We start from the raw sequence: 21343 nt of genomic DNA, 5'->3' as shown, positions 1-21343 counted from the left end.
CATGCCGTTGGTCCCGTCAGGAGGCTCCAGTGAACGACCGGATGACGCTCGCCCCGGATGCCGCACGGCAACTCGCGACCACCACCAAGACCGCCCCCCAGATGCGCGGCATCACCCCGCGCTACCTGCTCCGCGCCCTGCCGTGGGTGGACGTCGAATCCGGCGTCTTCCGCGTCAACCGCCGCCGCACCTACGTCCTCGGCGACGACCGCCTCGCCACCTACCAGGACGGCGACACCCACCGCGTCATCCCCGGCGACCTGCGCGAACTCCCGTACCTGCGGGAGGCGGACGACGCGTTCCTGACCGAACTCGCCGGAGCCTTCACGGCGGTGTCCTTCGACACCGGCCAAGTCCTCGCGGAGGGCGGCGCGGTGTCGGAGCGGCTGCTCGTCATCGCACAGGGCCGCGCCGAGAAGCGGGCCCGCGGTCGCTACGGCGAGGACGCGCTCCTCGAAGTGGTCGGCGACGGCCAGTTCTTCGACCTCGACGCCTGGACCCGCGCCGACCCGATGCCGTACCGGGTCACCGCGCTCACCCCCGGCACCGCGCTCTGCCTCGACCGTGCCGCCCTGGCCCGACTGGTCGACCGCGCCCCGTCGCTGCGCGCCGCCATGGACGCCTACCTCGCGGCGGACGGTGTGCTGCCGGGCAGCGAGGTGCCGGTCGACCTCAGCTCCGGGCACGTCGGCGAACCCGACCTGCCGGCGACCTACGTCGACTACGAGGACGAGCCCCGCGAGTACCACATGAACCTCGCCCAGACCGTGCTGCGCGTCCACACCCGGGTCTCCGACCTCTACAACGGCCCCATCGACCAGACCCGCGCCCAGGCCAACCTCACCGCCCACGCGCTCCGCGAACGCCAGGAGGACGTGCTCCTCAACCACCCCGAGCACGGCCTCTTCCGCAACGTCGCCCCCGGCCAGCGCGTCCAGGCCCGGCACGGCGCCCCCACCCCCGACGACCTCGACGAACTGCTCACCCGGGTCTGGAAGCAGCCCGGCTACTTCCTCGCGCACCCCCGCACCATCGCCGCGTTCGGCCGGGAATGTACCCGCCGGGGCGTGCCCCCGGTGATCGACACCAGTTTCGGCAGCCCGCTGTTGACCTGGCGCGGTGTGCCGCTGCTCCCCTCCGACAAGGTGCGCTTCTCCGGCGGCTCGGACACCGGCACCACCGAGATCCTGCTGATGCGGATGGGCGAGGCCGAGCAGGGCGTGGTCGGACTGCGCCCGGCGAGCGTCGCCGACGAGATCGAACCCGGCCTGTCCATGCGGAACATGGGCGTCGACAAGAAGGGCATCACCTCGTACCTGATGACCGCGTACTTCAACGCGGCGGTCCTCGTCGAGGACGCCCTCGCCGTCCTCCAGAACGTCGAGGTGTCCCGTTACCATGACTACGCCTGACGTCCTGGGATTCCCGCTGACCGCACCCACCACGACGGGAATCCCCACCGCAGCAGCGATGCCGCTGCCGGACGCCGCCGGCACCGCGCCGGGGACGGGCGCAGGCACCCCGACGCCGACGGCCGAGCCCACCACCGCGGCCCGCCCCGCCACCGATCCGACGGGCCGTCAGTTTTCCCGACGTTCCCAACAGCCCACCTTCACCCCGGAGTTGGCGCGCCGTGACGTGCCGATCCTGCACCGGACCGTCAACGGCAAACCGCTGGTCTGGCTCGACAACGGGGCCACCACCCAGAAGCCCCGCCAGGTCATCGAGGCGGTGTCCGGCTTCTACGGGGCGGGCAACTCCAACATCCACCGCGGTGCGCACACCATGGCCCGCGAGGCCACCGAGGCGTACGAGGCGGGCCGGACCGCGGTCGCCCGGTTCCTGGGCGCGGCGTCCCCCGACGAGATCGTCTTCGTCCGCAGTACCACCGAGGCGATCAACCTCGTCGCCCAGAGCTGGGGACGGGCCAACCTCGGCCCCGGCGACGACATCCTCGTACCGGTGCTGGAGCACCACTCCAACATCGTCCCCTGGCAGCTGGTCGCCAAGGAGACCCGGGCCCGGGTGGTCCCCGTCCCCCTGCGGCCGGACGGGCAGATCGACCTCGACGCCTATGCCGACCGGCTCTCCATGCGGACCCGGCTGGTCGCGATCAGTCAGGCGTCGAACGTCCTCGGCACCGTCCCGCCGCTCCGGGAGATGACCGCGCTCGCCCACCGCTACCGGGCCAAGGTCCTGGTCGACGGCGCCCAGGCGGTGGCCCACTTCCCCGTCGACGTGGCGGACCTCGACGCCGACTTCTACGCCTTCTCCGGCCACAAGCTGTTCGCCCCCACGGGCATCGGCGCCCTGTACGCCAAGCCGGAGATCCTCGAAGCGATGGCGCCGTGGCAGGGCGGCGGCAACATGATCGAATCCGTCTCCTTCGACCGCACCCACTACGCACCCGTCCCGCACCGCCTGGAGGCCGGCACCGGCCACATCGCCGGCGTCGTCGGTCTGCTCGCCGCGATCAACTGGCTGACCGGCTTCGACCGGCACGCCGTCGCCGCCTACGAGACCGAACTGCTCGGCTACGCCCAGCAGGCCCTGGCCGCGGTCCCCGGACTGGACCTGATCGGCTCCGCCCCCGACCGGATCGCGGTGCTGACCTTCACTCTGGCGGGCCACGACCCGGCCCGGATCGCCGACTGGCTGGACCAGGACGGCATCGCCGTCCGCGCCGGCCACCACTGCGCCCAGCCGTCCCTGGCCCACTACGGCCTGACGAGCGCGGCCCGCGCCTCGCTCGCCCTCTACAACACCCCGGAGGAGGTGGACCAGCTGGTCGAGTCGCTCCAGCGGCTCCAACAGTCAGCCTGAGGCCGCCGGCACCCCCGTTGCCCCGTCGACGTGCCCCCGCGCCCGTGGTGTGTAGGGTTGGGGCCGCGAAGGGGAGTAGCCCCGCAAACCGGTCGTCGACACACTGGAGCCGCATTCGGCTCCCGGTGGCCGGGCCCGCGCAGTCTCTGTGCGGGCGGGCGAGACCTTCGGCCCTTTGTCGACGACTTCGAACGCGTCGGCGGGGTCGAAGTCGTGCCGCCGCTCCCACGCCGGTCGTCGTCGAGGCCCGCCGGAGCGGAAAGGCTGACGATCAGCGTGCTGCATTTCGTTCTGCTCATCGTGTGTGCGGTGGCGATCTATCTCTCCTGTGAGTGGTTCGTCAATGCCGTGGAATGGCTGGGTGAGCGGCTCAACGTGGGCCGGATGGCGGTGGGCACCATCCTGGCCGCCTTCGGCACCGCCCTGCCCGAGTCCGTGGTGACCCTGGTCGCGGTGACCACCGGCGCCACCCCGGAAGCCAAGAACATCGGCGTCGGCGCCGCGATGGGCGGTCCGCTGGCACTTGCCACCGTGGCGTACGGCGTGACCGGCGCGATGCTGCTGCTCCAGCGGCGCAAGCGGCGCGCCGCGGTCCCGGCGGGCGCGGCCGGCACCGCGCCGCGACCGGAGGCGGACCGCGGCGCGGAGCAGGCGCTCGGCTCGGAGCGGGACCTGCGGCGGCTGGCCAAGGACCAGAGCTGGTTCCTGCCGGTGTTCGTCGTCAAGGTCGCGCTCGGCCTGGTCGCCTTCGCCTTCAAGCCGGTGCTGGGCCTCGCGTTCTTCGCGGTGTACGCGGTCTACTTCTGGCGCGAGATCCGCGGCGACCACGAGGAGGACGAGGAGGGCGTCGAGCTGGAGCCGCTGAAGTTCCAGCCCAAGGCCGCCTCCCCGGCGACCTGGGCGGTGATCGCCCAGACCCTGGCCACCCTCGCGGTGATCTTCTTCGCCTCGCAGCTCTTCGTCCACCAGCTGGACGCCATCGGCCCGATGCTCGGACTCTCCGCGTCGGTCACCGCGCTGCTGCTGTCCCCGATCGCCACCGAACTGCCGGAGATCATGAACGCGGTGATCTGGGTGCGCCAGGGCAAGACCAAGCTGGCGCTGGCCAACATCTCCGGCGCCATGATGATCCAGGCCACCGTCCCCAGCGGCCTCGGCCTGCTCTTCACCGGCTGGCACTTCGACACCGCCCTGGTGTGGTCCGGCCTGATCACCATGGCCGCGATCGGCTACCTCCTGCTGACCATGCGCGCGCACAAGCTCACCCCCGGCCGGCTGGCGGTGGCGGCCGGGTTCTACGCGGTGTTCGGACTGGGGCTCATCCCGATCCTGGTGTGAGTGTGAGCGGACCCGGACCGGCCGTCAGGTGGCCGGGGCGTGGTGGGTCAGGGCCGCGTGCGGGTCCGCGCCGCCGTCCTCCGGAGTGTGGTCGAGGTGGACGGTGGCCGCCGTCAGTCGCGGTACGCCGTGGATCAGCGCGTGCTCGGCGGCCACCGCTAACCGGTGCCCCCGGCCACCGTCAGCCGCGGGTCCAGGACGATGTCCGCCTCGGCCCGCAGCGTGCGGCCGATCCAGCGCATCCGCAGCTGCCCCACGCCTCGGACGCCGGGCACGCCCAGCAGGGTCGCCTCACCGGCGGCCGGGCGGCGCGGCGCCGGCACCACGCTCCGTGCGCCCCGCTCCACATGTCGTCCGCCCCGAGAGCTCCTACCGTGGAGGCATGCGCGTCCTGGTGGTCGACGGCGAGCCCCGCACGGCGGTCCTGCTGCGGCGCGGCCTCACCGAGGAGGGCTACGTCGTGGACCTGGCGGTGACCGGCCCGGAGGCGGTCTGGCGGGCCCGCGAGGTGCCGTACGACCTGATCGTCCTCGACGTGCTGCTGCGGGGCTACGACGGCTTCGAGGTCTGTCGGCGGCTGCGGGCCGCGGGCTGCTGGCCACCGGTCCTGGTGCTGAGCGCCCGCCACGAGATCAGCGACCGGGTACGGGGACTGGACGCCGGCGCCGACGACTACCTGGCCAAGCCCTTCAGCTTCGCCGAGCTGTACGCCCGGCTGCGGGCGCTGTCCCGCCGCGGTGCACACGCCCGCCCGTCCCTGATGGCGGTCGGCGATCTGCGGCTGGACCCGGCCAGCCGCCGCGCCTGGCGCGGCGGGACCGAACTCCGCCTGTCGCCGAAGGAGTTCGCGCTGCTGGAGCTGTTCCTGCGGCACCCCGGCGAGGTACTGACCCGGACCCTGATCCTGGAACACGTCTGGGACTTCCCCTGCGACGGGGTGTCCAACGTCGTCGACCAGTACGTGGCCTACCTGCGCCGCAAGATCGACCGCGGCGGCCAGGCGTCCCACCTGGAGACCGTCCGCGGCGCCGGCTACCGGCTGCTCAACCCGACCCCCGTGACCAGCGGTTGAGGGCCGCACGAGGGAGGGGTGGAGGCGAGGGGGCACCTCCGGGACTGCGCGCCGAGCGGATGTGAGGACTCACATCCGCCCCACACGGTGGCCTCACGAACCGCTCCGCATACTGGCCGGGAACCGGCAGGGAGCCGGACCGGACCCGGGACACGAACCGGAACGCAAAACCGGAACACGACCGGGAACACGGGCGAATCCAGGTGAGGTGATTTCCATGGCGACCACCAAGAAGTCCTACCGCTGGCGGATCGCGACCATCGGCGCCGCGTGCGCCGCCCTGCTCGCCGGCGGGGCGGGTACCGCGGTCGCCGTGCCGAACGCGGTACCGGACCTGCACTCCGCCACCGTCGCCACGGCCGTGGCCAAGACGCACGAGGGGATCAGCGTCAAGGCGAGTGCGAAGTCCGTCAAGGCCGGCCAGGCGGTCACGCTCAGCGGCCGGACCAAGAACATCGCGATGGGCAGCAAGCTCACCGTGCAGCACCTGAACAAGGGCAAGTGGACCACGCTGCACGCCAACACCAAGACGAAGCACGGCGGCAACTACAGCGTCAAGGTCAAGCTCAGCAAGAAGGGCAAGGAGAAGCTCCGGGTGGCCCACGGCAAGACGCACTCGTCCACCGTCGCCGTGACTGTGCACTGACGCCACGACGCCACTGACGCCGCGTCATCATCAAGCAGATCCTGCCCTGCCTGGACCAGCCCCGGGCCATCCACTTCCCGGACGCGACCCCGGAGATGATCGCCACGCTGGTCGGCGAACGCGACCGGATGACCGACCGCATCTCCTGCCTGGTCCGCAACCGGGACGCCATCGGCGAATACCTCGACGCGGTCCTCGCCTACGACGGTGAGCCGGCCGGGCGGTGAGCCGTGCCGTGTCGCCGCGGCCGTGCGTGGCGGTGCTGTACGGGCCGTCCGCGCCGTACGTGCCGGACGGCGCCGGTCACTCCCAGGTCGCCGACTCCGGATCGACACCGTGGGTCCGGGCATTCGCGAAGATCACATCGTGCAGCCAGCGGGTGAGGTCCGGCGCGACGGTGTCGAAGTACTCCGCGTAGCGGGGATCGTCGACGAACATCCGCCCGATGCACGCGTGCATCGAGTGGGTGCAGTCGAAATACCGCGAGAGCAGGGCGCGGTGCCGCTCGGCGAGCGCGTTCGCCTCGTCGGAGCCGGCGGCGACGCCGGCGCGCAGCGCGGCACCGAGGTCGACGTTCAGCGCGTCGGTCGCGGCCGCGACCTCCTTCCAGTCCTCCGGTGTCATCCTGGCCGCCCGCTCGGCGTACTGGCTCCACTGCGCGGTGTCGCCCCAGCGGTCCTCGGCCTCGTCCACCCAGGCCGGCCGCCAGTCGTCGCCGAAGATCTCGACCTGCTGCTCCGGCGTCAGCCGCATACCGGTCCGCGACGCCTCCAGCATGCGGTCGACCGCGCCGACCATCTTCTCCAGGCGGGAGATGCGCTCCACGAGCTGCGACCGCTGCCGGCGCAGGTGGTCGCGCGCATCGGCGTCCGGATCGTCGAGGAGCCGGCCGATCTGGGCGAGCGGGAACCCGAGCTCCTTGTAGACCAGGACCCGATGGATCCGGGCCACGTCGTCAGCGGAGTACACCCGGTACCCGGCCCAGGTGCGGCCGCTCGGGCGCACCAGACCGATCGCGTCCCAGTGGTGCAGCGTCTTCACACTGACCCCGACGAGCGCGGCCGTCCGGCCGACGGTGAGGCCATCGGGACCGGACGGTCCGGCGCCCTCCCAGATGATGGTCGGTTCCTGCTCCGGGGAATCACTCGTCATCCGCCCAGTGTCGCGCACCCCGCGCCGGGAACGCGGCTGCCGCTACGCCTGCCGGAGCCGGGCGACGATGCCGTCCAGGTCACGGAGGGCCATCTCGGGGCGGACGAAGTGGCCCCCGGGCTCCTCGTGCCACTCGTGCGGGATGCCGGCCTCGCCGAGGCGGGCCCGGAACTCCCGTTGGCCGGCGAGCACCTCGGTCTCGTTGAGCAGGTCGAACGCGTCGACCGGGCTGGGACTGGTGCCGGCGACCAGGAAGACCCGCTTGGTGCGGAAGGTCTCGACATGCTCGATCGGGTTGTCGGCGCTGACCTTGGCCTCGTCCCACGGCTCGCCGTAGATCGTGCCGCCGGCGAGGTCCAGGGCCGCGGCGGACACGTTGGCCCAGTGGGCGACCGCGCCGAGGTCGCGGCGCAGGCTGGGCGGGCCGGAGTGGGCACTGACCGACGCGAAGCGGTCGGGATACCTGGCCGCGTACTTCAGCGCGCCGAAGCCACCCATCGAGAACCCGGCAACGGCCCGGCCGTCGTACTCGGCGTAGGTCCGGAAGTTCGCCTCGACCCACGGGAGCAGTTGGGCCATGTGGAACGTCTCCCAGTTCCGGGGGCCGGTGTTCCTGGTCGGGACGTGGCACGAACGGTCCGCGTGCTGAGGAACGCGCGGGTGGGTCGGCGGCGCAGCTCTCGGCGGATTTGCCAACGGTTGCGGGAGGCGCTGAAATGCCGGTGAATTCTCGATGAGGCGGACAGCGGTGCGGTGCGGGAGCGGGGGCTTCGGGGTGGACGGGGCAGGCGCGCAACGGCTGCGGATCGCCGTGCTGGGGCCGGTGCGGGCCTGGTACGACGGGCCGCCGCTGGACGTGGGGCCGGTGCGGCGGCAGGCGGTGCTGGCCGCGCTGGCGCTGCGTCCGGGCACGCTGGTCAGCCATGAACAGCTCCTCGACGACGTATGGGGCGCACAGCCGCCGGGCTCCGGTCGCCGGGTACTGCCGAGCTACGTCTACCCGCTGCGGAAGGCGCTCGACACGGCGGGCGCCGGACCGGCGGGGTCGGTGATCCGTAGCGTCCGCGGCGGGTACCGCTTCGTCGGCGACGGAGTGCGGCTCGACACCGCGGAGTTGGCCGAGCGGGTCGGGGCGGCGCAGCACGCGAAGGCATCCGATGACCCCGCCACCGCCATGGACCGGCTGGCCGACGCGCTGGCCCTGTTCCGCGGTGAGCCCCTGGCCGGGCTGCCGGGGCCGTTCGCACAGGGCGAGCGGCGGCGGCTGACGCGGCTCCGGCGCACCCTCCAACAGGAGCGGCTGGAGTGCCTGGTCCGCCTCGGCCGGTCCGCCGACGCCCTGGACGACCTCGCCGCGCTCGCCGCCACGGACCCGTACGACGAGCCGCTGGCGGCGCTGCGGATCCGTGCGCTGTACGGCAGCGGTCGCCAGGCGGCGGCGCTCGGCGCCTATCAGGACGTGCGGGCGCGGCTGCGCGACGAGCTCGGGGTCGATCCCGGCGAGGAACTCCGCCGGACACACCAGGCGGTGCTGCGCCGCGACGACGAACTGCTGCTCGGCCCGGCGCCGGCCCGCTCGCCCGCTCCGTCGCGCCCGCCCCGCCGCACGGTCAACGAACTGCCGGGCGACACCGGTCGCCTCATCGGGCGGGAGCACGAACTGGCCCTGCTGACCGCGCCCCCGCCGCCCGGGTCGGTGGCGGTCGTGGCGGTGGACGGCACGGCCGGAGTCGGCAAGACCGCGCTCGTCGTCCACGCGGCCAGGGCGCTGCGCGCCCACCATCCGGACGGCTGCCTGTTCACGGACCTGCGCGCCCACAGCACGGAACAGCGGGCGCTCCCGCCGCAACGGGTCCTGCGGCGGTTGCTGCGTTCGCTCGGCGCGGCCGACGGCGAGGCGCCCGACGACCTCGACGAACTGACCGCGGCATGGCGGGCCGCGACCAGCTCGCTGCGACTGCTCCTCGTGCTCGACGACGTCCTGAGCGCGCAACAGATCCGGCCGCTGCTGCCCGCCGGGCCCGGCAGCACGGTGCTGGTGGCCGGTCGGCGGCGGCTGGCCGGACTGGACACCGACCGACGGGTCACCCTGGAGCCGCTGGAGACCGGCGACGGACTGTCCCTGCTCCGGCACATCGTGGGCAGCGAGCGCGCGGACCGGGAACCGGACGCGACGCGCGAGCTGGTCCACCTCTGCGACGGGCTGCCGCTGGCCCTGCGCATCGCCGGGGCGCGGCTCCAGACCCGACCTGCCTGGACGCTCGCGTACTTGGTGGACCGGATGGCGGGCGACGAGCACCGCCTCGGCGAACTGAGCGCCGGGGACCGCAGCGTGGAGGCGGCCTTCCGCCTGTCGTACGACCAGCTGGCCCCGGAGCAGCAACGCGGCTTCCGCACCCTGGGCCGGTCGCCGACGGTCGAATTCGACCCGCTGACACCGGCGGCCGCGCTGGGGTGCGCGTACCGCGAGGCGGAGGAGATCCTGGAGAGCCTGGTCGACGCGAGTCTGTTGCAGCAACCGCGACCGGGCCGCTACCGCCTGCACGACCTGGTGCGGGTGCATGCGCGGCGGCTCGCGGAAGCCGCACCCACCGAAGGCGACGAGGGCCGCACCGCCGCACTGCGCCTCTACCTGGACGCGGGCCGGGTCACCAGTGACTGGGGCCCCGACGGCTTCCCCACCGGGCCGCGGCCCGGTGCGGCGCCGTTCGCCGACTGGCAGGAGGCGGCCGGCTGGTTGGAGGCGGCCGGCGGCGAGCTCGTCGACGTCGTCGGGCACGCGGTGGCGCTCGGCGAGGTCGACCACGCGTGCTGGATCGCCGAGGCACTGAGCGACTACTTCGCCCGGCAGGGCCGCTACCACGAGTGCCGAACGGCCCTGGAGACCGCGCTCGCGCACGCGGACCGGGCCACCGACCGACGGATGGCCCCCGCACTGCGGAACCGCATGGGCCTCACCGACCTCTACCTGGGCCGCTACGCCGAGGCGCGCGCCTGGTTCACCGAGGCGCTGCACCTCAGCCGCCACCACGCGGACCGGTACGAAGAGGCCGGGGCCCGGTGCGGGCTGGGCGCCGTCGAACTGAACCTGGGCCGGCCGGAACAGGTGATTCCCGCGGTCACCGCGGCGGTCGAGGCGGCTCGACGGCTCGATGCCCACTGGCTCGCCGCACAGGGGCTCGTCCTCCTCGGCACCGCCCACCACGTCCAAGGGCGGTACGACCAGGCGCTGACCTGCTACGCCGCAGCCCTCGCCCACGCCGAGACCAACGGCCGGCCCCGGATGATCAGCAAGGTGCTGACCTGCACCGCCGACGTCCATCTCGCCCTCGGCGCGCACGGCCGGTCCAAGGCCCTCTACCGCCACGCGGCCGACCTGGCCCAGCAGGTCGGGGACGTCCTCCTGCACGCGATCATCCTGACCCGACACGGCACGGCGGAGCACGGCGAGGGAAACCTGAACGCCGCCGCGGACCTCCACCACCAGGCCCTCTCCCAGCACCGGACGCTGTGCCCCCGTACGGAACCCCACCGCGACCGGCTGGAGATGGACATCCGGGCCCGGCTGGGCCGCGCCTACTCCGCGGCCGGCCGCGTCGCCGAGGCACGGGAACAGTTCCGGACCGCGCTCGCCCTGCCCGGAGCCGACGCACACCCCGAGGAGCGTGCGCAGGCGCTCGCGGGACTCGATGCGTGCGCCGACCGCTGAACGCGCTGACGGGTGTGGGGAAAGGCCGTCATCTCGGCGCAGGAACGGCGCTGGAAAATGGTTGGCACTGTTGCCCGGGGCTGTCCTAGGCTCGGCGACGTTCTGACAGCGGCCCGGGGCTGCTGTCGTCGGCTGTTGAGGAATCCGGGAGGTGAGCGCTGAATGACTGTCATGGCGAGGGGCGCTGCCCGCATCCAGAAGTTCATCACTTCCACCTCCGTGGTCTCCGGCTGAATCGACTTTCCACCTTTTCTCGTGCGGTGCGCACGTGGCCGGGACCGCTCCTTTCCGAAGGGTCATCCCGTTGTTCGACCTCGATTTTTCTGCTGCGCATCCGCTGATGTCCTATGGCTGGGACACCGGGTTCGCGGAGAGTTTCACCCCCTTTGCCGGGCAGGGGTTCGTGCCCGGCCGCATCGTCCGCGTGGATCGCGGACGCGTGGACGTGGTCGTGCCGGACGGCGCGGGCATCCGGACTGTTCTGGCAGGCACCGGGTTGGTGGCGACGAGCGACCCGATGCGGGTGCCGTGCACCGGTGACTGGGCCGTCATCGACCTCGCGAACGGTCGGGTGGGCGACCATGTCGACGGCGTGGTGCGGGCGTTGCTGCCACGGCGTACGGCCTTGGTGCGGTCCGCTTCGTCGAAGCGTTCAGAGGGCCAGGTGCTGGCCTCCAACGTCGACACCATCGTCATCTGTGTGTCGCTCGCGGAGCAGTTGGACCTCGGGCGGATCGAGCGGTTCCTCGCGCTCGCACTGTCCAGCTCGTCGGGTGCGGTACCGGTGCACCCGTCCGCACCCTCCCGGGGGAGCGGGGCACAGCCGCTGGTGGTGCTCACCAAGGCGGACCTGGTGGCGGACCCGGTCGCGCTCGGCCACCTCGTCGACGACGTCTCGGCCGCCGCCCCCGGCGTGCAGGTGCTGGCGGTCAGTGCGGCAACCGGGGACGGCATCGACACCCTGACCGCCGTATCGGCCGGTGCCACCTCCGTCCTCCTGGGGCGGTCCGGTGCCGGGAAGTCCACCCTGGCCAACGCACTCGTCGGGGCGGACGTGCAGGACGTGCGGGCGGTCCGCGACCAGGACGGCAAGGGGCGGCACACCACCACGACCCGCGATCTGCTGGTGCTGCCCGGGGGCGGCGTGCTGATCGACACGCCGGGGCTGCGCGGCGTCGGCATGTGGGACGCGGAGGGCGGGCTGGCCCGGACGTTCTCCGACGTCGACGAACTGGCCCGGCAGTGCCGGTTCCAGGACTGCGCACATGATGCCGAACCGGGCTGTGCGGTCCAAGATGCCGTGGAACACGGCGAGTTGGCGCCTCGCCGGTTGGAGAGCTACCGCAAGCTGCGGCGCGAGAACCAGCGGATCGTGGCCAAGACCGACGCCCGGTTGCGCGCGGAGATCCGGCGCGACTGGAAGCAGAAGCAGGCCCTGGGGCGGCACATGATGGAACGGAAGCGGGGACAGGGCGTCGAGCGGAGGTCGGGGCGCTAGCCCGGATCCGGGATCCTGGATGCCGGGCGCCGGTTCCTGACCCCGGTCCTGACCCCGGTCCTGACCCCGGTCCTGACCCCGGTCCTGACCCCGGTCCTGACCCCGGTCCCGGTCCCGGCCCCGGTAAGGCCCGCTCGCCACGTGTAACGCCGTTACAGGACGCCGTTGTGTAACGCCGTCACGGACCCGACCCCGTCGGGGCATCGGGGCACCAGGGCATCGGGGCGGTGACTCCGAGCGTCAGCTCGCGATCACCGCCCCCACCCAGGCGCCCACCACCAACAAGCAGGCGAACAGTTCCACCAGCACGCTCAGTCCGATGGCGCGCAAGGCCGTACGCGTGGAGGCCAAGGCGTCGCCGTGGCTGCCGAGGCGGACGCGTTCGAGGGCGTAGAGGCCGCCGAGCGCGCCCAACGGGCACCCGATGACGGGGACCAGGAAGAACCCCGCGACACCGGCCACGCCGGCGAGGACCAGCGTGCGGTAGGGCGCGCCCGCGTCGCGCAGATTGCGGGCCGGGAGCAGCCATTTGAGCACCTGGTTGAGGAGCAGGACGGCGGTGCCGGCCATCAACACCGTCCAGGCGAGGGCGGACCGCTCCGCCGTCGCCCACCACAGCAGCCCCGCCCAGACCACCAGCGGCCCCGGGAGGCCGGGGACCAACACCCCGAACACTCCGAGCAGCAGGACGAGGCCGACGGCGATCAACTGCCAGGCATTCATGCGCCGGCCCCGGAGGCGCCGGCGCACGGCCGCGCCCGGAGCGGCGCGCGCCCGACGACGGCTCGCACGCTGCGCTCTCTCACGGCCCGCATGGCCCAAGCCTGCCGGACACGGCCGGGACGCGCTTCCTGGAATGCCCTTTTCGCGCCCTGTTTCGGTGGCGTACGCCACGGGACAATACGGCCCATGAAACAGCAGGGGGCGGGCCGCGGCAGGGAGGACGACTGGTGGTGGCGAGAGCTGTACGGCGACGGTCCCGACGCGGGCGGTGAGGACGGAGCGGGCCCGCCGCCCGCCGCCTCCGACACCCTCGACGACCGGATCGAGTCCGCGTTGCGGACGGTGGGGAGGCGCCCGGCCACGGACCCGCCGGGCCCCAACGGCACACCGCCACCCGGCCCGGACCAGCGACAGCCGCCCGTCGCACCGGGGGCGCCGGATCCGCGCGTCGTACCGGGGGTGACAGATCCGCCCGTCGAACGGGCGGTGCCGGACTCACGTGTCGTACCGACCGACGGGGGTCCGACCGCCGGGGGGCCGACCACTGGGGGTCCGACTACCGGTGATCCGACCGCCCGGCGAGATGTCGCGCCCGAGGCGGTCGGAACCCCGGCGGTCGGGGATTTCGTCCCGCGGGTGTTCGAGCCCCGGCCGTGGGAGCCGAGTGCGTGGGAGCCGCGGCCCTGGGAGCTGCCCGGCCGGCCGGTGCCGACCCCGCCCGGCCCTGCGGAACCGCTCCCCCTCCGCGCCACGGGCCCGGCCACGGCTCCGGCGCCGCGCCCCGCCCCCGCCGTACCTCCGTCTCCGCCCTCTGCCCCGCCCCTTCCCCCGCCGTCGTCCCCCGCCCCGTGGGAAACCACGGAGGCCGCCGTGCCGCGGGACGACGGGACGGGCGCCGACCCCGTCGCTCCACCGCCCGCCGCCGCACCTGCACTCCCCGTCGTCCCCTCACCCTCCTCACGCCCCGTCGCCTCCGCGTTCCCGGTGGCGGGTCCGGGCGCCCTCGACGACCTGGTGCCCGACACCGTCCTGGACGGCGCCCGGTTCGGCTCCGTTGCCGTCCGGGCGGTCTCGCAGCGCGGCGACGACGCCCGCCAACGGGGTGACGTGCGGGGCGAGGCGTTTTTCACTGCCCGGTTCGGGGCGGGCCGGGACGCGCTGCTCCTGGTGGCCGTCGTCGTCGGACTGTGCGGCACGGGGGAGGCCGCCCACCGTGCGGCCCGCCACGCCTGCGCCTGGGCAGGCGACACCGTTGGCCGCAACTCCACCCAACTGGCGCAGGACCTCCGCACCGGCCGGCACGACGCGCTCAAGGCGGGGCTGCGGCGTCTCACCGACCGCGGTTACGGCAAGCTGCGCGGCCGGACCGCGGAACCGGGGGCGGCGCCGTACGCCCACCCGGCCGCGCTGCGCTGCCTGTTGCTGCCCGCCGACCCGGACTGCCGGACGCGGGTGTTCTTCGGCGTCAGCGGGGGCGGGCTCTTCCGGCTGCGCGACGGCGGCTGGGAGGACCTGGAGCCCACCGTCGCGCCGGCGGAGGCGTACCCCGCCCCGGCCGCGTACGCCGCCCAGGACGCCGCTGACGGCCGTTCTGACGGCCTTTCCGCCACCGCCCCGGCCGCCACCGCCCCGGCTGTCCCCGCCCCGGCTGTGCCGACCCCGGCCGTGCCGCACGGGCCCGATGGCGAGGCGTTCCGCTCGGTGTCGTTCCGCCCGGCGGCGTTCCGCTTCCGCACCTTGTCGGGGCGCCCGGGGGACGTGCTGCTGTTGTGCGGCACCGGTCTGGCGGCGCCGCTGAGCGGTGACCCGGACTTCGCCGCCCGGCTCGCCGCCGCGTGGTCCGTCCCCGGGCCGCCCGACCTGGCCGACTTCCTCACGGCCGTCCAGCCCCGCGGCACGGGAGACGCCGAGGACCGCACGGCGGTAGCGGTGTGGGAGTCGTAGCGGCCGATCCTCACCCGCGCCTTATCCGCGTCACCTGCCCCTTATCCCTCACCCGCCCCTTACCCGTCACCTGTCCTTACCCGCCCACCCCCCGAAGGGGGGTGGGCGGCGGGGAAAAACCTGCCCCCCGGAGGCGGCACACGTCCCCCCATGGGTTGATGGGCCATGGGCCATGGGCTGATGGGAAAGAGCCAGCCGTCAGCCACCGTCCACGCGGCCGTTCGTCGTCGTTTCGAGGAGGCTCTTCCCGTGGCCAAGCAGACCGTAGCCGAGCAGTTCATCGACATCCTGGTGCGGGCCGGCGTCCGGCGGCTCTACGGGGTCGTCGGAGACAGCCTGAACCCGGTGGTGGACGCCATCCGCCGCACTTCCGCCCTCGACTGGATCCAGGTCCGGCACGAGGAGACCGCCGCGTTCGCCGCCGGCGCGGAGGCGCAGCTCACCGCGAAGCTGGCGGCCTGCGCGGGGTCCTGCGGGCCCGGGAACCTCCACCTGATCAACGGGCTGTACGACGCGCACCGCTCCATGGCCCCGGTGCTCGCGCTGGCCTCGCACATCCCGTCCAGCGAGATCGGCACCAACTACTTCCAGGAGACCCACCCGGACCGGCTGTTCTCCGAGTGCAGCCACTACAGCGAGCTGATCTCCAGCACCAAGCAGATGCCGCGGGTGGTGCAGACCGCGATCCAGCACGCCGTGGGGCAGAGCGGAGTCGCGGTCGTCTCCCTGCCCGGGGACCTCGCCGCCGAACCGGCGCCCGAACGCGCCATCGAGCACGCCCTGGTCACCAGCCGGCCCTCGGTCCGCCCCGGGGACGACGAGATCGACGCGCTGGCCCGGATGGTCGACGAGGCCGGCAAGGTCACGCTGTTCTGCGGCAGCGGCACGGCGGGCGCGCACGCCGAGGTGATGGAGTTCGCGGAGCGGGTGAAGTCGCCGGTGGGCCACGCCCTGCGCGGCAAGGAGTGGATCCAGTACGACAACCCGTACGACGTCGGGATGAGCGGGCTGCTGGGCTACGGCGCGGCCTACGAGGCCACCCACGAATGCGATCTGCTGATCCTGCTCGGCACGGACTTCCCGTACAGCGCGTTCCTCCCCGACGACGTGCGGATCGTCCAGGTGGACGTCCGGCCCGAGCACCTCGGCCGCCGCACCAAACTGGACCTCGCCGTCTGGGGCGACGTCCGGGAGACGCTGCGGTGCCTCCTCCCCAAGGTGCGGGAGAAGAACAACCGCAGGTTCCTGGACCGGATGCTGAAGAAGCACGCGGAGGCGCTGGAGGGGGTGGTCAAGGCGTACACCCGCAAGGTGGAGAAGCACGTCCCGATCCACCCGGAGTACGTGGCCTCGGTACTCGACGAGGAGGCCGCCGACGACGCGGTCTTCACCGTCGACACCGGGATGTGCAACGTCTGGGCGGCCCGCTACCTCACGCCCAACGGCCGCCGACGGGTGATCGGTTCGTTCAGCCACGGCTCGATGGCCAACGCGCTGCCGCAGGCGATCGGCGCCCAGTTCACGGACCGCGGCCGGCAGATCGTTTCGATGTCGGGGGACGGCGGCTTCTCGATGCTGATGGGCGACTTCCTGACCCTGGTCCAGTACGACCTGCCGGTGAAGGTGGTGCTCTTCAACAACTCCTCCTTGGGAATGGTGGAGTTGGAGATGATGGTCTCGGGCCTGCCGGCGTACGGCACCACCAACCGGAACCCCGACTTCTCGGCGATCGCCCGGGCGGCCGGGGCGTACGGCGTGCGGGTGGAGAAGCCCAAGCAGCTGCGCGGGGCGCTGCGCGAGGCATTTCGGCACAAGGGGCCGGCGCTGGTCGACGTCGTCACCGACCCCAACGCGCTGTCCATCCCGCCGAAGATCAGCGCGGAGATGGTGTCGGGCTTCGCGCTCTCCGCCGGGAAGATCGTGCTGGACGGCGGGGTGGGCCGGATGGTGCAGATGGCCCGGTCCAACCTCCGGAACATCCCCCGGGTGTGACCCGGATGTGAGGAGCCCTGTGGGGCATGCCGTCGGGCCCGCTCCAGCATCTCGCGGGTGGGTCCGCCGCCGTCGCCCCAGCCGAACGGCACCAGGGAGCGGGTGGCCCGGCCCTGCTCGGCGAAGTTCCGTTCCGCATGGGCGAGTTCGTGACCGTGGAGCTGGGAGTTGTAGGTGTCGACGGGTGGGAAGTGGGTGAAGATCCGGGTCCCGTCGATGCCCTCCCACCAGAAGGTGTGGTGCGGCATCCGGTCGGTCTGGTTCCAGGAGAGCTTCTGGGTGAGGAACCACTTCGCGCCGGCCAACCGAGCCAGCTGTGGGAAGGCGGCGGTGTACCCGAAGGAGTCGGGCAGCCAGATCTCCTCGGTCTCGACGCCCAGTTCCTCCAGGAAGAACCGCTTGCCGTGCACCAGCTGCCGGGCCAGCGCCTCACCGCCGGGCAGGTTGGCGTCGGACTCCACCCACATCGAGCCCACCGGCGCCCAGTTCCCGTTCCGCACCGCCTCCTTGACGCGGGTCCGGAGGTGCGGCTGGTGGTCCCGCACCCAGGCGTACTGCTGCACCTGCGAGCAGGAGAACACCAACTCCGGGTATTCCGTGGCGAGTTGGGTGACGTTGGCGAAGGTGCGGACCGCCTTGCGGACGGTCTCGCGCAGCGGCCAGAGCCAGGCGGAGTCGATGTGCGCGTGCCCGGTGGCCGAGCCGCGGTGTGCGCTGGCCGCGGCCGGGTGGCTGAGGACGTCCACCAGGGCGGCCCGGGCCGCGGCCGCCGTACCGGCGACGTCGTGCAGGTCGAGCGCGTCCACCAGGTCCTCCAGCGCCCGCAGGATGCCGTGCCGGCGGGGGCGGTGGGTGGGCAGCTCGTGCATCAGCTCCGACAGCACCTCGATGTCGAGGACCAACTGCCAGACGGTCTCGTCGAGCACCGCGAGGTCGGCCGCCGCGAAGCGGTGGAGCGGCCGGCGCGGGGCGGTACGGACGTCCCCGAGGTCGGTGGGGCGGGAGTCCCGCAGCACGGCGGGGTTGGCGGCGGCCTCCAGCAGCAGCCGGACCTCCTCGCCGCCGCGCGCCGGGGCGGCGACGGGAACGTGCCGGTTGCGCGGGTGGATGCCCTTGAGGGGCACGCCGGCGGCGTCGTGGACCAGCCCCTCCGCCTGGAAGCCCGGCCCGTCGCCGGTGAAGCCCGGGTCGATGACGGCCTCCACCCGGCGCCCGGCCCACTCCGCGGGCACCTCACCGGCGAGCCGGAACCAACTGGTCGACCACGGCGGCCCCCAGACGTCCCCGACCGCGAACGGCTCGTACGCGGCCGCCGGCGCCTCGGCCGCCGGCCGCGGTTCGCCCGGTACGTGCCACACCTCCAGCCGCAGCGGCCGCCGCGCCGCGTACTGCGCGGGCCGGATGCGCTGCCCGAGCGCCCGCGTGAGGCGCCCCTCCACCAGCAGTCGGTCGTCGTGCACGGCGGCTCCTCACGCTCGTACGGCCCGCGGACCGGCGCCGGCCCGCGGACCGGTCCGCTCCGGGCGGTCGCGGAACGTGTACCCGCCCCGGCCCGTCGGGGCCCGTTCCGCGGGGGTGTCGCAGACCGCCCCGCCCGGCCCGCGGTGCCGGCCGCCCGGCCGTGGACGGCAAGCGGAAGCATGGCGGCGGGCCCGATGGGAATGCTGACCGTGAGGCTGTTCGAGGCAGGGCGCCGGTGGTTCGTTGGGGGCGGGGGAGAGCATGCGTCAGCCTGTGCGACGCGAGGACCGGAACAGACGGCAGCGAGCGGACGGGGGGAACGAGCGCGGGGCGGTCGCGGTGCGGGCACCCGGCGTGCTGGAACGGAAGGTGCGACAGGCCGATCTCCAGGCCGTCGGCGAGCTCCGCAGGGAGCTGCGGGAGTTACTCGGCCGCTGGGCGCCGCCGGACGGCGGGGCACCGGCGGATCCGGAGGTGGCGGCGCTGCTGACCAGCGAGTTGGTGACCAATGCCCTGCTGCACACCGAGGGCGGGGCGGTGGTGACGGCGCGGGTCACCGACCGGTTGCGGGTGGAGGTGCGGGACTTCGCCGCACGATGTCCCGAGCCGCGTGCGCCGTCGGTCGACGGGACGTCGGGGCGGGGGTTGACGCTGGTCCGGGCCCTGGCGGACGCGTGGGGCATCCGGTCCGAGGGGGTCGGCAAGTGCGTGTGGTTCGAGTTGGGCGGCGGACCGGCCTGACGCGAAGCCGGGGGTGTGGGTCGGCGCGGTCCGCCACCGGTCAGCCGAATTGCCGTTCGATCTCGGCGAGTTTCTCCTCCAGGGAGTCCAGCCGGGGGGTCGTCTGGGTGTCGTCCTCGGCGGCGAGGTCGACGGAGCCCTGACGGCCGGGCGCGGCCCCTTCGGGCTCGGCGCCGGTCACGGCCTTGAGGGCCGGCCGGGGCCGCTTGGTCGGGTCGCCGTGGTGCCGGGGCGCCGGGTCGGCCGGTCCGGGGGCGTCCGGACCGGCGGGCGGGGCCGCCTCCGCGGCGGGTGCCGCGGGTACCGCCGGTGTGCCCATCGTGACGGCGATCTGATGTCCGCGGCTCTTGCCCCAGGAGCGGTGCTGCCGGTTGAGGGCCTTGATGCGGGCCCGGTCGAGCTTGCCCTGCTCCCGCCTGCGGAGCCGGCTCTGGGCCTTCTCCCGCTTGTCCTCGCGGACCTCCTCGACCGCCTCGTCCAACGTGCGGACGCCTTCCAGCAGCATCAGCGACCAGGCCGCGAAGGTCTCGCGGGGCGCCCGCAGCCACCGAACGATCCGGATCTGCGGCAGCGGGCGGGGTACCAGGCCCTGTTCGCGCAGCGCCGCCCGGCGGGTCTGCTTCAGCGCCCGGTCGAAGAGGACCGCCGCCGACAGCGACATCCCGGCGAAGAACTGGGGCGCGCCGGCGTGGTCCAGGCCGCGCGGGGCGTGCACCCAGTTGAACCACGCGGCGGCGCCGGCGAACGTCCACACCAGCATCCGGGAGCCGAGCGCCGCGTCGCCGTGACTGGCCTCGCGCACCGCCAGGACGGAGCAGAACATCGCCGCGCCGTCGAGCCCGAACGGCACCAGGTACTCCCAGCCCCCGGTGAGGCCGAGGTTCTGCACGCCGAAGCCGACCAGGCCGTGGAAGGAGAGCGCCGCGGCGACCGCGGCACAGCAGAACAGCAGCACGTAGGAGGCCGAGGCGAAGACGGTCTCCTTGCGGCGGCGGCGCTCCTCGGTGCGTTCCCAGGAGTCGTCGGCGCCGGCCCGCCGGTCCGTGCGGCGGCCGCGCCGCACGAGGGCGGCGGTGGTCATGGCCCCGGCGAGCAGCAGAAACGCCGGAATCAGCCAGTTCAGCGATATGTCGGTCATTCTCATTCCGGGATCCCTTGCTCAGTTGCGGCACTTTCGCGGATTCGCGAGTGCGCGCGCCATCCTGGCGGAACCGGCCCTGGCCGCAGGGGGTTTCGGAGCAAGAGAACGCCAAGGGGTACCGGGGTGGGCAGTTGCATGACCCGGGGTTCGAACTGCCTTGCTGTGCGGGGTGGTTGTGTACGAGGCGCGGTCGCCCGTGTGGGTGGCGGACGGGTCAGGAGGTTGCGGTGAGGCGGCTGATGCGCTCCGTATCGCAGGTGCGCGGGCAGGTGACGCAGGTGTCCTCGGGGCGCAGGGTGTAGTACATGCAGCAGCTGGCCCGGTCCCGGGTGGGCAGGGCGGCGCCGTCCGGCCCGGTCAGCTCGCGGAACCCGGCGCCGGCCGCGTACGGCGCGGTGGCGCCCGGCAGCAGTCGCGTCAGCTCGGTCACCGCCCGCCGCTCCTCGCCGAGCAGGTGCCCGATGTACCAGAGCCCCTCGACGATCTCGTCGGACGCCATGCCCCACAGCGCCCGCGGACCGCGCCGCATACGGGTGCGGAAGCCGTCCAGGACGGGCCGCAGGTGGTCGGCGACCGCGGTGCGGACCTCGGCGCGCAGGGCCTCTTCGTCCGGCACCACCCGGGCGCCGGGCAGGGCGGCTGCCGGATCGTCCGGGAGGCATCCGAAAGAGTTCGCGCGTACCGCCATCCGGCCCAGCTCGCGGTGGAAGCGGACGTCCCCCGCGGACAGGTGCGGCACCCGGCGGTGCAGGAACCACGGGACGGTGATCAGCAGGCAGGCCGGCCAGGCGTAGCGGTGCAGCGCGAAGCTCGCGACCACGTCGGGGCGGGCGGTCTGCCCGTAGTCCCGGGCGATCCGGGCCGCCTCGTCGGCGAGGAAGGCGTCCAGTGCCGGCCCGGCGGCGGCCAGCGCGGCCGCGTCCAACCAGCCGTCGCCGTCGGGCGGTGTGGGGTCCCAGAGCGTCACCCGCAGGTCCGGGAACACCTCGGCGAGCCGGGCGTAGGCGTCCCCGGCGGGGTGGGGGGCGGCGGGGGCGGCGGGCGCGGCAGCAACGGCAGGGGGCATGCGGGAGACCACCGAATCGCGATCGTTAGCAGGTAAG

15 protein-coding genes and 3 pseudogenes are annotated in these 21343 nt (G+C 73.4%); 11 read left to right on the top strand and 7 right to left on the bottom strand.

Annotated elements, in window-relative coordinates; translation table 11 throughout:
- The first annotated feature begins 29 nt into the window (after positions 1-29).
- The 3 genes from ACFVT2_RS29930 to ACFVT2_RS29920 all read left to right on the top strand — a co-directional run bounded on the left by ACFVT2_RS29930 (position 30) and on the right by ACFVT2_RS29920 (position 4161).
- On the top strand, positions 30-1412 hold the full coding sequence (locus tag ACFVT2_RS29930) for a family 2B encapsulin nanocompartment shell protein (protein ID WP_390022831.1): 1383 nt from the start codon (positions 30-32) through the stop codon (positions 1410-1412).
- Entirely contained in the window at positions 1399-2823 is a 1425-nt protein-coding gene (locus ACFVT2_RS29925; RefSeq protein WP_390022830.1) for a SufS family cysteine desulfurase, read from the top strand. The genes ACFVT2_RS29930 and ACFVT2_RS29925 overlap by 14 nt, the downstream gene beginning before the upstream one ends.
- Before the next feature lie 276 nt (positions 2824-3099).
- Positions 3100-4161, top strand: a complete 1062-nt coding sequence (locus tag ACFVT2_RS29920; protein ID WP_390022828.1) for a sodium:calcium antiporter — start codon at positions 3100-3102, stop codon at positions 4159-4161.
- 24 nt (positions 4162-4185) lie between these two features.
- Here the strand turns inward: ACFVT2_RS29920 and ACFVT2_RS29915 are convergent.
- A pseudogene (locus tag ACFVT2_RS29915) lies at positions 4186-4451 on the bottom strand (cation transporter dimerization domain-containing protein); the annotation flags it as partial.
- A gap of 92 nt (positions 4452-4543) precedes the next feature.
- Between ACFVT2_RS29915 and ACFVT2_RS29910 the strand changes: the two are divergent.
- The 3 genes and pseudogenes from ACFVT2_RS29910 to ACFVT2_RS29900 form a co-directional block, all read left to right on the top strand.
- Positions 4544-5233 carry a response regulator transcription factor gene (locus ACFVT2_RS29910; protein ID WP_390022826.1) on the top strand — a complete coding sequence of 230 codons (690 nt, stop codon included), beginning with the start codon at positions 4544-4546 and terminating at the stop codon, positions 5231-5233.
- 217 nt (positions 5234-5450) lie between these two features.
- Complete coding sequence (locus ACFVT2_RS29905) at positions 5451-5879, top strand: hypothetical protein (protein WP_390022824.1); 429 nt, start codon at positions 5451-5453, stop codon at positions 5877-5879.
- A gap of 26 nt (positions 5880-5905) precedes the next feature.
- Positions 5906-6106, top strand: a pseudogene (locus ACFVT2_RS29900) (MerR family transcriptional regulator); the annotation flags it as partial.
- Positions 6107-6182: 76 nt separating this feature from the next.
- Here the strand turns inward: ACFVT2_RS29900 and ACFVT2_RS29895 are convergent.
- Positions 6183-7031 (bottom strand): MerR family transcriptional regulator, encoded by an 849-nt coding sequence (locus ACFVT2_RS29895; protein ID WP_390022822.1) that lies wholly within the window; start codon positions 7029-7031, stop codon positions 6183-6185.
- Positions 7032-7073: 42 nt separating this feature from the next.
- Positions 7074-7727 carry an alpha/beta hydrolase gene (locus tag ACFVT2_RS29890; RefSeq protein ID WP_390022821.1) on the bottom strand — a complete coding sequence of 218 codons (654 nt, stop codon included), beginning with the start codon at positions 7725-7727 and terminating at the stop codon, positions 7074-7076.
- 37 nt (positions 7728-7764) lie between these two features.
- On the opposite strand from ACFVT2_RS29890, the gene ACFVT2_RS29885 reads away from it, so the two are divergent.
- Together ACFVT2_RS29885 and rsgA are read left to right on the top strand one after the other, a co-directional pair.
- A complete protein-coding gene (locus ACFVT2_RS29885) occupies positions 7765-10740 on the top strand; it encodes a BTAD domain-containing putative transcriptional regulator (protein ID WP_390022819.1) in 2976 nt (991 codons plus the stop codon).
- Positions 10741-11080: 340 nt separating this feature from the next.
- Positions 11081-12238, top strand: a complete 1158-nt coding sequence (gene rsgA / locus ACFVT2_RS29880; RefSeq protein WP_390022817.1) for a ribosome small subunit-dependent GTPase A — start codon at positions 11081-11083, stop codon at positions 12236-12238.
- Between the two features lie 240 nt (positions 12239-12478).
- Here the strand turns inward: rsgA and ACFVT2_RS29875 are convergent, their stop codons facing one another.
- Positions 12479-12961 (bottom strand): DUF456 domain-containing protein, encoded by a 483-nt coding sequence (locus ACFVT2_RS29875; protein WP_390022815.1) that lies wholly within the window; start codon positions 12959-12961, stop codon positions 12479-12481.
- Between the two features lie 870 nt (positions 12962-13831).
- Here ACFVT2_RS29875 and ACFVT2_RS29870 point away from each other — a divergent pair.
- Positions 13832-14905, top strand: coding sequence for a protein phosphatase 2C domain-containing protein (locus tag ACFVT2_RS29870; RefSeq protein WP_390022814.1), 1074 nt, complete (start codon positions 13832-13834; stop codon positions 14903-14905).
- Positions 14906-15154: 249 nt separating this feature from the next.
- Positions 15155-16897 (top strand): pyruvate dehydrogenase, encoded by a 1743-nt coding sequence (locus ACFVT2_RS29865; protein WP_390022812.1) that lies wholly within the window; start codon positions 15155-15157, stop codon positions 16895-16897.
- Between the two features lie 23 nt (positions 16898-16920).
- Here the strand turns inward: ACFVT2_RS29865 and ACFVT2_RS29860 are convergent.
- Positions 16921-18357 (bottom strand): annotated as a pseudogene (locus tag ACFVT2_RS29860) (alpha-mannosidase); the annotation flags it as partial.
- A gap of 358 nt (positions 18358-18715) precedes the next feature.
- Between ACFVT2_RS29860 and ACFVT2_RS29855 the strand changes: the two are divergent.
- On the top strand, positions 18716-19099 hold the full coding sequence (locus tag ACFVT2_RS29855; RefSeq protein ID WP_390022863.1) for an ATP-binding protein: 384 nt from the start codon (positions 18716-18718) through the stop codon (positions 19097-19099).
- 40 nt (positions 19100-19139) lie between these two features.
- Here ACFVT2_RS29855 and ACFVT2_RS29850 read toward each other — a convergent pair whose 3' ends face one another.
- Entirely contained in the window at positions 19140-20243 is a 1104-nt protein-coding gene (locus ACFVT2_RS29850; RefSeq protein WP_390022810.1) for a DUF2637 domain-containing protein, read from the bottom strand.
- Positions 20244-20454: 211 nt separating this feature from the next.
- Positions 20455-21306 carry a (2Fe-2S)-binding protein gene (locus tag ACFVT2_RS29845; RefSeq protein ID WP_390022808.1) on the bottom strand — a complete coding sequence of 284 codons (852 nt, stop codon included), beginning with the start codon at positions 21304-21306 and terminating at the stop codon, positions 20455-20457.
- Positions 21307-21343 lie beyond the last annotated feature (37 nt).

This window comes from Streptomyces sp. NPDC058000, from assembly GCF_042886435.1.
Lineage (GTDB): Bacteria > Actinomycetota > Actinomycetes > Streptomycetales > Streptomycetaceae > Streptomyces.
The sequence above is the reverse complement of the archived record's forward strand: the minus strand, read 5'-3'. Positions and strand labels throughout refer to the sequence as shown.